We start from the raw sequence: 12,966 nt of genomic DNA, 5'->3' as shown, positions 1-12,966 counted from the left end.
GCAGGGTATGCGAGGTGAAAACGAAACATTGTCTTTATTGCTTTTATGCGTAGCATGAACAAATAAATGCGATAGTTAAGTTTTCACCAAAATATTTATTTTGCTTCTGAGTAAATGGTATAATTACCTCAATAGGTGTTAAACAACTAAGTGCAGAAAGCAGTTCCTATAAAACAAACAAACTTCCAGAAAAACCTCATACCCTGGGACACAGGGCTTTAAAGCTCAGTCAATGTCTTCATAGAAGAGTCGCTGAGAAGCCCATACTGTAACTGTACCTTTGTCAGTGTGTGGAGCATGTCACAATCCAGAATTTAGAATCCAGAGCGGTATGCTTATCGCAACGAAAAGCAAACTGGTTCAACATTACACGATTTTCAATACGATCTAAAAAACCCGGTTCAGCAATTGGTGCGGGTTTGTCAATTAAAATTAATTAAAGCTTAATAGAATAAATTAAAATAAAATTATTACAGCAATCGATTGCAGAATCATCAGCATGATACCTGTTTTTTTGTTAGTATGCAAAAAAACCTATTCAAGCAATTTGCAATAATAAAGTTAATTACTTTGTTTGTAGGTAATTTATGTGTGTAGATTAAATCAGAAGTACAGCAGAGCATGGTTTTAATGTCCGACAACTTTCAAGAAAACTTTTCATCACGGGTTACAACGGTGACGAATAGCCCAGTTGCGATCGCAGCGATTGACGATGACGATGCAAGCGGAAAACTTGCCTTAGTAGCAGTAGATGCAGCATCAGACCGCAAAGCTGGAGACATCATACTATTAAAGGTAGCAGATGTATCTTACCTCGCGGATTACTTTGTGTTTGCCACAGGCTATTCACGGGTACAAGTCCGTGCAATTGCCGATTCGATTGAAGACAAAATCCAACAGGAACTAAGACGAATTCCTCTACGAACAGAAGGAAAGGGCGAAGGTTCTTGGGTTCTTTACGACTATGGTGATGTCTTAGTTCACGTTATGATGCCAAAAGAACGCGAATTTTACAACCTGGAAGCGTTTTGGAGTCATGGCACCCCCATTGAATTAAAAAGCGCTGATAGCAGTGAGAGTTAAGGCAACATGATTGATTCTTCGGTTTCATGTCCAGTTCCAACCGAACAACAACCAGTCAACGAGTATGAAGAGTTAAAATCCGCTTGGTTATTTCGCGATTGTGCCGGAAACTGGCGCAATTACCTGACACGAATCACCTGGATTTACGGTTTATCTTGGCTCGTATCCGGTCCAGTATCGGCTGGCAGTTTTCCCCCTCATAAATATATCTGGCAATTTTTGTTAAGTGGCGCAGCAGGAGCGAGTCTTGGTTCTGTTCTGATACTAATACGTTTGTATTTAGGATGGTCTTACATACGCGATCGCCTTTCTAGCCCAGTGATATTCTATGAAGAATCAGGGTGGTATGACGGTCAAACCTGGACAAAACCCGAAGAAATATTAACTCGCGATCGGCTGATTGTCGCCTACCAAGTTCAACCGATTTTGCGCCGTCTGCAACTGACCTTTGCTAGTTTGGTTGTACTGTACATTGCTGGTACGATTGTTTGGCAGATTTTTTAAATAAATAAACCAGGATCGATATTAAAAAATTTCCCCAGAGCTTTAGCTTGAGCTTTGCTAATTCCTCTTTTTCCATTTACTACTTCCGATGTCACCCCACTCGAACCTAGGATTCCTACTAAATCGGATTGTTTTAACCCACGAGCTTCCATCAAATGTAATAGCATCAAATGAGAGTTAGTTTCTCCCATTGGATACTGTGCGTCTTCGTATTTTTCGATTAAAGCAATCAAAAGTTCGAGCAGAGTAGATTCTTCTCCTGTTTTATTTTGACGATGGGCTAATTTTTCGGCTATTGCGATCGCGTGATCGTTTTCTTCGTCGGTTTTTATTACTTTAGGTTGATACTCTGTCAGTAAGTTGGCATAAATTTCGGGATTAATAGTAAGGGTCATTTTTCCACCACTGTAGGTTCGCTCATTTTTTTGAGTCAAAACTAATTTATTTGTACTAGTTTTTCTCATGCTATTGATAAAATTCGCAATTAGCCCAGTAAAAAAATGTGAATGCACGAATTTACCGAAAAATTAGTTGACCTCTCAAAAATTTACAAAGTCTGAATGCCGCATTCTGTCGTTGAGAAAATATTTTTCTCTCTAGGAATTAAGCGAACGGACAGTGATTACATGCATTAAACGATTAAATTATATTTTTATGAGTTTTATCCTCTCATTATGAGAGCGCAAAGTCAAATACTCGCAGCGATCGTATCACAAATTTAATCGCTCAAAAAATTACCCTCTCATGTTGAATGTAGAGGGTTTTTATATGGGTTTCCAAATAATTTGATTTAGTGCGATCGCAAATCATGCGTTAGCGTAGTTTACCGTTAGCATCGTCTCTCACATCCTTGGCATCTTTTACCCAGATTAAGATAATTTACATTTTTGAAGGGGATAAATCCGATTTAAACAGATGTTTTCTTCCTACAGCAGTCAAGAGTGGGTTTAAGCGACTGTTTACCCGTACAGTAGTTAGGAGTAGAAAATTTCAGTTTTGAAGTCCTAGTCCACAATTTGTAACTCATAACTCATAACTCATAACTCAACTATCAGCGATGGCAAAACGAACTCAAGCCCCAGCATTAGAAGTCCGCTTACTACGCGAAGGCATCATCGAATCAAGACACATAGTTGAAGCTGTTGTATCCGACGAACGAGGACGGATTTTGTCCGTTGCGGGAAATGCCGAAACTGCCACCTTTATTCGTTCTGCGCTCAAACCATTTCAAGCACTTGCAGTCACCACCACAGGTACACTCGAACGCTACGATTTGAGCGATCGCGATTTGGCAATCATCACAAGTTCCCACAAAGCTAGTATCGAGCAGGTTCGACAAGTATTTAATATTCTCTGGCGAGGGGATATTGACCCATCAGCACTACAATGTCCCACACCATTCGGCAAAAGTAGTCGCTTAGAATACAACTGTTCGGGGAAACATGCAGGAATGCTAGCAGTCTGCCAGCAACGGCGTTTTCCCCTAAATACATATATGGAGCGCAAGCACCCCATTCAGCAGTTGATTATAACTAAAGTGGCAGAATTGTTGCGGATGCCAGCCGAAGAGTTTATTAGTGTACACGACGACTGCGGCGTACCCACCTATTTATTGCAAATCGGACAAATGGCACATTTATATGCTCAACTTGCCTCTGGTAACAGTTTAGATATGGAGCGGATTGTCCGAGCCATGACACACCACCCAGTTTTAGTCGCAGGTGACGGCGAATTTGACACCGAACTCATGCGTTTAGCTCCCGGAGAGCTTGTTAGTAAAGCTGGTGCAGAAGGCGTACAGTGCATTAGCAGGCTGGGGGAAGGCATGGGGTTAGCAATCAAAGTAATAGATGGAGCCAAACGAGCCAAATACGCTGCTGCCATCCACATATTGCAACAAATGGGCTGGATTTCTCCTAGCACCGCCCAAGCCCTATCAGAGAAATTTATGAACATCAGTCAGTACAACCGTTTGGAAGTAATTGGAGAATTATCTTTTTTATAGTTGCCAAAATTTAGGTTTTAGGTATATACTATTGAAAGACAAAGCGACGCGGGATAGAGCAGCCTGGTAGCTCGTCGGGCTCAACGAATAAAGATAACTAGACGCTTAAAAGTTATTTTTATTATGGGCGGCACATAAAGAAACTTATGTGTGTTTATCTGTCAAACTCGGGGAAGCCAATAGCGTGGTAATCCCGAACCAAGCCTCAAAGTTTGAGAAATCAAAAATAGAGGAAGGTGTAGAGACTGGAAGGCAGATGCCCTAACGTAAAGTCGAGGGTAAAGGGACAGTCCAGACCACAAACCAGTTAATTAAATTGGGCAGTGAAAACTGTAGATGGTAAGCATAACCCGAAGGTCAGTGGTTCAAATCCACTTCCCGCCACCAAATTAAAAAATGAAACCCCGTAATCGAATAGATTACGGGGTTTCATTATTAGTATGTTGATTCCCAGCTAGAAATAACTAAGCAGTACATAAAACGATACAGTTCAGTTAAGCATTCTTTTATTCTCTCTTTGAAATGGATACAAAAATTAGGGGAGACATTGCCGAACAAGCTGCTGTACTCCATGCACTTAAGCGTGGGTTGGGAATGTTAAAACCAGTGGGAGACAGACTACCCTATGACTTGGTGTTCGATGTAGACGGAACTTTATTAAAAATCCAAGTAAAGTATGCTTGGTTTGATGAACATAAGGGAAACTTTGTTGTTGATAATTGTCGAACTAAAACAAATCGACGAGTAATGATTCGAGGTGTTTATAATCAATCTGATTTTGATTTTGCGCTGGTATATATAGAAAGCTTGGATTTATTTTATATCTTCCCCGTGGCTGTGTTTATTGCCTACGGTAGCGAGATACATTTAGTAGAGTTAGAAAAACGACAGCGCAAACCTCGTTCATCCGTATATAGAGATGCTTGGGAGTTAATTTTGCCAGATTCCCATAATTTGTCGGATAAAGTCCAGTTGCCTGTGGAATCTCAAGCTGGATTTTGATTATCTTGAAGTAAAATCAGTAACAAATCAAAAATATTCAAGTAGAAATATTCAATCGAGTAAAATTGTATCAAGAAAGCTGGAGAATAAGACAGTGAAGTTACAGCGACCAATATTAGTGGGAGGATTGGGATTGTCCTTTGTATTGTGGGTATTCGACACATTGCAAGACACATTTACCCAAGTCACAGAAATTAGCTTGTTAAGTTTGGTTGCAGTTGGTGGAAGTTTATTGCTATTTAAGCAGAATCGCAATAGCGTCATAAAAGCATTAGAAGAATTACCACGCGATCGCACAACAGTTGAAAACGCGATTGAAAAAGCTGAAGTCGTGGTAAACCAACTCGCAAATGAAGCTGAAAACCATCAGCATTTAACCAGTTTGCAAGAACAAGTTTCCCAATTGCAATCTGAAATTGACAGGAAACAACTTAAATTGGCTGTTACTGGGGGAAAATCCGTTGGTAAAACCAGTCTCATCCAAATTTTACAACAACATAATTTAGAAATGGGATTAGAAACGGGAAATATTCCGTCTCTACAATTTCAGGAAACAGCACCATTATTTCTCGAAGCAAAAGAAAATGCCGACACAATCCCATTTAATCAAGCTGTAATATCTGACTACGTTTTATTTATCACGAATGGTGACTTAACCGCGACAGAACATCAAACTCTAGAGCAATTCAAAGCCATAAATCAACTTACCATGCTGGTTTTCAACAAACAAGACCAGTATATAACGTGCGATCGCGAAAGTATTTTACTATCCCTCAAACAACGACACGAAAATGTCGCAGCGACATCAGCTTCCCCCATTCCGATCAAAGTTCGCAAGCACCAAGATAACGGTACAACAGAAGAATGGCTCGAACAACCCGCAGCTGACATAGAGCGATTAACACAGCAGTTGGGTGAAATTATCAGCAATCAAGGGCAACAATTAATTTGGGCAACAACTGTCAGAAAAGCTAACTTCCTCAAAGCTGATGCAAAAAATTGTTTGAATGAGGTAAGAAAAGAAAGAACAAACCCCGTTATGGAACAATACCAGTGGATAGCCGCAGCTGCAGCATTTGCTAACCCCGTACCAGCATTGGATATTTTAGCAACTGCGGCAATTAATGCCCAAATGATCGTAGATTTGGGTGGAATATATCAGCAAAAATTCTCCCTAGAACAAGGGAAAACTGTTGCTGTGGAAATGGGAGGTTTGATGTTGAAACTGGGTTTAGTAGAAATTTCCACAAAGGCAATAAGCACTATTCTGAAAACGAATGCTGTCACATACGCAGTTGGTGGAGTTATTCAAGGAGTTAGTGCAGCATACCTTACACGGGTAGCTGGTTTAGCGTTAGTTGAATATTTCCAAGCACAGGAAATCTCTCTGGAAACAGGAAATGCATTCAACTTGGATAAATTGCGGCAAACTTTGCAAAATGTGTTCCAACAAAGTCAGCAAGTCGCAGTTTTACAAAGCTTTGTTAGCCAAGGTATAAAAAGGTTATTACCGGAAGCAACTGCTGGTGAACTCGTTGTTGAAAAAGCTGTATAATTGTTATGGGAAAAGTTGCAAAAGTACAAAATATTTCTTTGTGATTTTACGTTTAAATACTTGACTCATAGTTTAAATAAATACTGTGAGTCTGACTTTGCAAAAAAAATACCACCTACTTCCTCCTCGAAATTGGTGGTATTCATTTTAATAGTTTTCACTAAGTTAATTATGACAGGTAGATACATGTATAAAATGTACGATTTTTATTTATTTGTTCTTTAATTTTTATTAAAAGGTAAATTCATCATATATTTTTCCGTAAAACCCCCTGAATTATGGTTTAATTTATTAAAATAGCTTTGAGTTTTTATAAAATTTTTTAATCAATTACTGGAAGAAACAGCAATGGCAGCAGATTATCCAGACATTGATATTGCTCCATACATAGACCATTCATTACTACTTCCCACAGCGACCCCAGAATATGTCGAAAAGTGGTGCGAAGAAGCCGATCGCTATCACTTTGCTTCGGTTTGCGTATTTCCAATTTACGTAAGGCAAGCGGCAGAGCTTCTCCACGGCAAAAAGCCCAAGGTTTGTACAGTGATTGGTTTCCCAACAGGGGCAACGACTTCGGCAACCAAGTTGTACGAAGCTCAAGAAGCAACAGATAATGGAGCTACAGAATTAGATGTGGTTCTGAATTTGGCTTGGTTGAAAGCAGGGAAAACAGAAGAAGTTCACCGGGAACTTGCGGAGATTTGCGAATCAACTGGACAAACGGTAAAGGTCATTTTGGAAACCAGCCTATTAACAGATGCAGAAAAGAAAATAGCTGCGGAATTAGCAATGGATGCTGGTGCTGCTTTTTTGAAGACCAGCACGGGTTGGTATGGTGGTGCTACTGTTGAAGATGTACTTCTTTTGAAAGAGATCGCAAAGGATAGGGTAGGAATTAAAGCCTCAGGGGGTATCCGCACAACCGAGCAAGCCCTAGACTTAATAGTAGCGGGGGCAACTCGCTTGGGAACCTCCCAAGGTATTCAACTACTCAAAGGAGTCGGGATGCAGGAGAAAAGGGAATAGTTAAGTTGTCTTTTGACCTTAACTAATAACCAATACCCAATGTCCAATGTACAGAAATAATGAGTAGAACCTACAAAGCAACAGGCATTAATCTTAAAGCCCAAGCATTTGGGGAATACGATAGATTAGTGACAATTTTGACTAAAGAGTACGGATTAGTAAAAGCGATCGCACCTGGGGCACGGAAGCACAACTCCAGCCTAGGGGGCAGAAGTGCTATGTTTGTGGTCAATGAGGTATTGATTGCGAAAGGACGTAGTTTAGACAAAATTACGCAGGCAAATACTGTAAAATCTTATCCAGGTCTAGCAAAAAACTTAGGTAAGTTAGCTGCTAGCCAGTATTTAGCTGAAATTGTTTTGTGTCAAGCCTTAAGCGAAAACCCTCAATCCGAACTGTACGAGCTATTAAACGAGCATTTAGCCCGTTTGGAGTCGGTTGACAGTCACAATATCGCCAAAATCCTGGCTCTACTGAGTCATGGAATTTTTCAATTTCTAGCTTTAGCTGGATTTACACCCCAAGTCGAAGCTTGTTGCTTGACACAGCGTCTTTTGATACCTGATTTTACAGAAGCGAAAAGCCAAGTCGGTTTTAGCATCAATGCTGGGGGAACAGTCTGTTTAGCAGCTTGGGAACGTTTGCGACAAGAAACAAATTCCCCAATCAAGGAGCTTTCTGCCCCAGTAGTTACTTCCACTATGCGCGAAACTGGAGAAACTTATAGTTCTAATGAAACTTCGATTTATGAGACAATTTTCCACCACGAAGAGTTACCCACGCTCTCTAAACGCTTAAATGCTAATGAATTGTACTTGCTTCAACAGTTATCACAAATCCCAAACTTGGAAATCTCAAACCTAGATCGAGTTGGAGATGTTCAAAGTAGAAGTTGGTTATCTGTTGAACAATTATTACGACAGTATGTTCAATATCATTTTGGTCGTTCCATTCGCTCTGCTGCCTTAATAGATTCTTATTTTGCCGCCCACTATGATGCAACCGTCTGAATTAGATAGACAAATTCTATCGCCATTACCCAACAACCCAGCGAAAAAAAATCGAATAACCGCACTAAAATCTATAAATGATTCTAGTGCAGACTCAGATAATTATTCAAGCAATTATTTAAGTGATTGCTCAAGCGATAATCCCCAATTGTCAAATCAAACATATTCCCAAGATTTACCAGCACAAAATATTTCTACAGGAAAAGATACCGAAGAAACTGACATTAAAGATTTAAAAAAAACTGATATAAATCCAGTAGAACCCAATTTAGATTTAGATACTTCTAATATTGCTAACGGTAACAGTAAAGCAATTTCCTCGGCAATAAATGATGATAATGACAAAAAAAACCTCGATTCTGACGGAAATGGATTAATAACTCCGGAAATAGATACTGAGGAAATAGTACTAGATAAACAACAAGGTTTTTTACCCGTATTAAAAAATTATAATTTCTTAGCACTTTGGGGCGGTCAAGTTTTCTGCCAACTAGCAGATAAAGTATATTTAGTATTAATGATTGCTTTAATTAAAACCCAATTTCAAACGCCAGATCAAAGCATTAGCGGTTGGGTTTCAGCAATAATGATAGCTTTTACAATCCCAGCAGTATTATTCGGTTCCGTAGCAGGGGTATTCGTTGACCGTTGGCGCAAAAAAACTGTATTAGTCGCTACAAACATTTTGCGTGGAATTTTGGTTTTGGGAATCCCAGCACTATTATGGTTTACCCATGACTTGCATCCAGTAAAAGGCTTGCCTGTTGGATTTTTGATTATTTTAGGGTTGACTTTTTTAGTCTCAACCTTGACGCAATTTTTCGCACCAGCAGAACAATCCGCAATCCCTTTGGTAGTCAAAGAAGAGCATTTACTTTCAGCAAATTCCCTCTACACGACAACGATGATGGCATCGGTTATAGTTGGTTTTGCGGTTGGGGAACCACTGCTAGCTGGTGCAGATAGGCTATGGTTGCAAGTTGGTGGTAGCGGTGATTTGGGTAAGGAAATAGTGGTTGGTGGAAGTTATGCGATCGCAGGATTAATTTTGTTATTGATTTCCACAAAAGAAAAAGCCCATGAAAACACTACTGAAACACCCCATGTACTCGCTGATTTGCGTGATGGTTTACGTTATCTCAAAGTCAATCCAGTTATTCGCAATGCCCTAATCCAATTAGTCATTTTATTCTCTGTATTTGCCGCACTGACTGTTTTAGCGGTCCGTTTGGCAGAGATAATTCCCAATCTAAAAGCCGAACAATTTGGCTTTTTACTTGCTTCTGGTGGTGTTGGTATCGCTGTTGGAGCAATAATTGTCGGTCAGTTTGGTCAACGTTTCTCCCACGCTCAATTAAGTCTGTGTGGATGCATCGGAATGGCTGCATCCCTAATCGGTTTATCCTTATTTTCCAAAGAGCTATTAATGGTTCTGGGATTTATTCTGCTGCTGGGTATTTTTGGTGCGTTGATTGCGATACCAATGCAAACTGCAATTCAAACACAAACATCTCCAGAAATGCGCGGTAAAGTCTTTGGACTACAGAACAATGTTATTAATATAGCTCTTTCTTTACCTCTGGCATTAGCTGGTGTCGCAGAAACATTTTTCGGCTTACAAAATGTATTTTTGGGATTAGCAACAATCGTCTTTTTAGGTGGTGCCCTAACTTGGTACAAATCTCCTGATTAATTTCCGAGTAGAGTCATCAACAGCTAAATAATTACAACTGGTTACCTATGCATAATCTGATGTTTACCAAAGGCGTTTTCTTTCGTGATATAATCATTATTGATAATTTTTATACAAGTTTTTCGTCAGCAATAATTAAGTAAATTGAATGTAACTTATATTTCATGTCAATTCGTAAAAATCACGGAAAGATATCAGAATAGCAAAGCCATTACGAGTTTAAGTCAGATTTAAAAAGGTTAATTTTTGTTGGTTAGTGTGTAGATTGGCGTGATTTTATGATATTTAAAAGTCCAGCATGTGGAAAAACATGAAGGCAAAAACGAAAAGCCAAATTTAATATATCTAACCTGCAAGTTAATAACTAATAAAGAATGCATATAGCTTGGATTGGAAAAAAAACACCCTTTTGTGGTAATGTCACCTATAGTCGAGAAATCACAAATGCATTACTCGATCGCGGACATGAAGTCAGTTTTTTACACTTCGCCCAAGAGGAAAAACACCCTGACAATTCGCCGAATTGTCACGAGGTTCCATTGCCTTTTATCTATAAGTCTCAGGTTTATACTATCCCCACATTCAAAGCGACTAAGGTACTAACAAAGGAACTCAGACGGATTAAACCTGACATTGTTCATGCTTCCCTAACCCTATCGCCACTTGACTTTGTGTTGCCGGAAATTTGTGAAGAGTTAAATTTACCTTTAGTAGCGACTTTCCATCCAGCCTTTGACGCTAAAAAAGATGCAAAGCTGAATCCTGGAACACAATCTTTAGCATATCAACTCTATGCGCCATTTTTGGGTAACTACGACTGTACGATTATTTTTTCGCAAATTCAGCGCGAGGTTTTAGTAAAATTAGGCGTACCGTCGGAGAATATTACGATTATACCGAATGGGGTTGACCCAATTAAGTATTCTCCAGGAGCTTCCCAAATCAAAGCTGAATTTAAAGCCGAACGTCTATTTGTCTACCAAGGTCGGATTGCTCCAGAAAAAAATGTAGAATCATTATTGAGAGCATGGAAACAAGCACCAATTGAACCAGGTAGTAAATTATTGATTGTTGGTGATGGACCATTAAAATATTCTCTAGAGCCATTTTATGGTCCTGAGTATAATATTTATTGGTTAGGATTTGTAGCTGATGAAGAACGTCGGATCGAGGTTTTGCGGGGAGCGGATGCATATATTTTACCTTCCCTAGTTGAAGGTTTATCCCTGTCATTATTAGAAGCGATGTCCTGCGGAGTTGCTTGTATGGCTACAGATGTCGGTGCAGATGGAGAAGTATTGGAAAAAGGAGCAGGGGTAGTATTGAGTACAAGAAACGTGCGATCGCAATTACGAACTTTACTACCGTTATTCCAAGATCATCCCGAATTAACAACCTTATTGGGACAAAAAGCGAGGCAACGAGTACTGGAACGTTATACCCTCGATAAAAATATCTCGAAGTTGGAAGAACTGTATGTTGAGATATTACAGAAACCGCGAATGCAATTTATTCGACGAGCTTAGAAGCTTTGGTATCAGTCCAAGTTTTGAAGCGATAAGCGAAGCACGAGTACGCGAATCGCAGTATCCGACTAGAGTTTTCACGGGATGAATTTGCTAGTACAGTCAGGTACAAATAAACCTACCATTGTTAAATCTGGGAAATCTTGATAATACTTGTTTTTTACGACTTCCGATCTGTACTAGCGTAACTTCCATAAAAATAAACATGACATTTGCTTTTGAAATTATTTCTGCCCGTGAAATACACCGTGACTTAAGAGGAGACAGTTACCGTCATTGGACGCTATTGATTGGTGTTTTACAGTCTGGCATTATTAAAATGCGCGACGATATTGCGATTCCTTCACAGGGGGAAAAACCTTTAGTAGCAAATATTATTGGACTGGAACCAAATATTAATGACGGATTGGCTGGAGAAGAGTTGTTAATGAAATCTTCCCGTGCATTCTCTCAGGAGATACCAGATTTCATGCGACGTAGGGGCAAATTATGGTCAAAACAATCTTCAAGAAAGCAAATTAAAGCTAGTGAAATCAATCAACCTTTTATGGTTGTGATTTGGGAACCAGCTTGCAACCCAGCAGATATTCAAATTGGTGCTGTCGCAACGGAATGTACCGACGAATTTTACCAAAGTCGAATTTTGGAGATGTTGCATCTTGAACCCGAACGTATTTTGCATTGTCGAGATTGTGCAGCACAATTGTCGAATATACCGGAAGCAATGCCTTATTTGAAGGAATTACTTGTACATCCAGATCGGGAATTAGTTAAGCGTGCAGTTGGGATATACAATTATCTGCACTGGCAATTGAAGAAAGATTGATTTATTAAGTTAGGAATTAGGAATTAGGAATTAGGAGTTGGAGAAGAAAGAAAAGAAATATATTTTATTCCTTCTGCCTTCTGCCTAACCCTAACAACCACCGTAATATGTAGAATAACAGCGATCGCGATGGGAATCCATTTTAATTAAAGCTGTCCAAGTGCCAGCACCAATAACAGCATCAACTTTCAAAGAATAAAACGATTGGAAATCCTTGACAGCTTGTACTGTGCCAGAACCAAAGCTTCCATCAATTGCACCACTATAGAAACCGCGATAAGCGGAGCTTAATGCTGGAGGCATACCGCACAAAGCTTGTTGAACTGCTTTGACTGTATTTCCTTTACTATTCAGTTTCAAAACAGGTAAGCTCGCTACACCATCACAGATGAAATTCCAAGTAGCTGCATCGCTGATACCAGTTACAGGTAGAAAAGCCAGACACTGAAGGTAATTAACAGCAGTTTCAGTTTGGGAACCGAAATCACCATCGATATCAATTTCTAAGGAAGGGGTATAAATCGAAGCAAAGCGTTGGTTGAGACGTTTTTGTAATTCTTTGACATCTTGTCCGTTGTTACCGAGTCTCAAAGTGGGTTTGAAGGTGGGACATTGAATTGCAGCAGTCATGTGTGTAACCTGTAGATTGTGTGTTTGTTTACATGACCCAGAATATTGGTGGGATTTAATTGAAATAGTTAATTGTAAACATCCCGTTCTTGATGATTTAATT

At 39.5% G+C, this 12,966-nt stretch carries 12 protein-coding genes; 10 read left to right on the top strand and 2 right to left on the bottom strand.

Annotated features, from left to right (window positions below):
* Positions 1-630 precede the first annotated feature (630 nt).
* Together rsfS and CK510_RS16325 are read left to right on the top strand one after the other, a co-directional pair.
* Positions 631-1,083 (top strand): ribosome silencing factor, encoded by a 453-nt coding sequence (gene rsfS / locus CK510_RS16330; RefSeq protein ID WP_095722712.1) that lies wholly within the window; start codon positions 631-633, stop codon positions 1,081-1,083.
* Between the two features lie 6 nt (positions 1,084-1,089).
* Positions 1,090-1,587 (top strand): CGLD27 family protein, encoded by a 498-nt coding sequence (locus CK510_RS16325; protein WP_095722711.1) that lies wholly within the window; start codon positions 1,090-1,092, stop codon positions 1,585-1,587.
* On the opposite strand, the gene CK510_RS16320 is transcribed toward CK510_RS16325, so the two are convergent.
* Positions 1,584-1,982: a helix-turn-helix domain-containing protein gene (locus CK510_RS16320; RefSeq protein WP_095722713.1), complete on the bottom strand. Its 399-nt coding sequence runs from the start codon at positions 1,980-1,982 to the stop codon at positions 1,584-1,586. The genes CK510_RS16325 and CK510_RS16320 overlap by 4 nt on opposite strands.
* Before the next feature lie 662 nt (positions 1,983-2,644).
* Here CK510_RS16320 and CK510_RS16315 point away from each other — a divergent pair.
* The 8 genes from CK510_RS16315 to CK510_RS16280 all read left to right on the top strand — a co-directional run bounded on the left by CK510_RS16315 (position 2,645) and on the right by CK510_RS16280 (position 12,233).
* Positions 2,645-3,592: an asparaginase gene (locus CK510_RS16315; RefSeq protein ID WP_095722710.1), complete on the top strand. Its 948-nt coding sequence runs from the start codon at positions 2,645-2,647 to the stop codon at positions 3,590-3,592.
* A gap of 522 nt (positions 3,593-4,114) precedes the next feature.
* On the top strand, positions 4,115-4,594 hold the full coding sequence (locus CK510_RS16310) for a group I intron-associated PD-(D/E)XK endonuclease (protein WP_095722709.1): 480 nt from the start codon (positions 4,115-4,117) through the stop codon (positions 4,592-4,594).
* Positions 4,595-4,688: 94 nt separating this feature from the next.
* A complete protein-coding gene (locus CK510_RS16305) occupies positions 4,689-6,149 on the top strand; it encodes a YcjF family protein (RefSeq protein WP_095722708.1) in 1,461 nt (486 codons plus the stop codon).
* Positions 6,150-6,497: 348 nt separating this feature from the next.
* Positions 6,498-7,178 (top strand): deoxyribose-phosphate aldolase, encoded by a 681-nt coding sequence (gene deoC, locus CK510_RS16300; RefSeq protein WP_095722707.1) that lies wholly within the window; start codon positions 6,498-6,500, stop codon positions 7,176-7,178.
* A gap of 59 nt (positions 7,179-7,237) precedes the next feature.
* Positions 7,238-8,188 (top strand): DNA repair protein RecO, encoded by a 951-nt coding sequence (recO, locus tag CK510_RS16295; protein ID WP_095722706.1) that lies wholly within the window; start codon positions 7,238-7,240, stop codon positions 8,186-8,188.
* Positions 8,175-9,881: an MFS transporter gene (locus tag CK510_RS16290; protein ID WP_095722705.1), complete on the top strand. Its 1,707-nt coding sequence runs from the start codon at positions 8,175-8,177 to the stop codon at positions 9,879-9,881. Before recO ends, CK510_RS16290 begins: the two co-directional genes overlap by 14 nt.
* Before the next feature lie 374 nt (positions 9,882-10,255).
* Entirely contained in the window at positions 10,256-11,407 is a 1,152-nt protein-coding gene (locus CK510_RS16285; RefSeq protein ID WP_095722704.1) for a glycosyltransferase family 4 protein, read from the top strand.
* A 205-nt stretch (positions 11,408-11,612) separates the two neighbouring features.
* Positions 11,613-12,233: a hypothetical protein gene (locus CK510_RS16280; RefSeq protein ID WP_095722703.1), complete on the top strand. Its 621-nt coding sequence runs from the start codon at positions 11,613-11,615 to the stop codon at positions 12,231-12,233.
* Positions 12,234-12,323: 90 nt separating this feature from the next.
* On the opposite strand, the gene CK510_RS16275 is transcribed toward CK510_RS16280, so the two are convergent.
* Positions 12,324-12,863 (bottom strand): peptidoglycan-binding domain-containing protein, encoded by a 540-nt coding sequence (locus tag CK510_RS16275; protein WP_095722702.1) that lies wholly within the window; start codon positions 12,861-12,863, stop codon positions 12,324-12,326.
* Positions 12,864-12,966: the final 103 nt, after the last annotated feature.

Origin of the sequence: Brunnivagina elsteri CCALA 953, assembly GCF_002289455.1 — a bacterium.
Classification (GTDB): Bacteria; Cyanobacteriota; Cyanobacteriia; order Cyanobacteriales; family Nostocaceae; genus Brunnivagina; species Brunnivagina elsteri.
The sequence above is the reverse complement of the archived record's forward strand: the minus strand, read 5'-3'. Positions and strand labels throughout refer to the sequence as shown.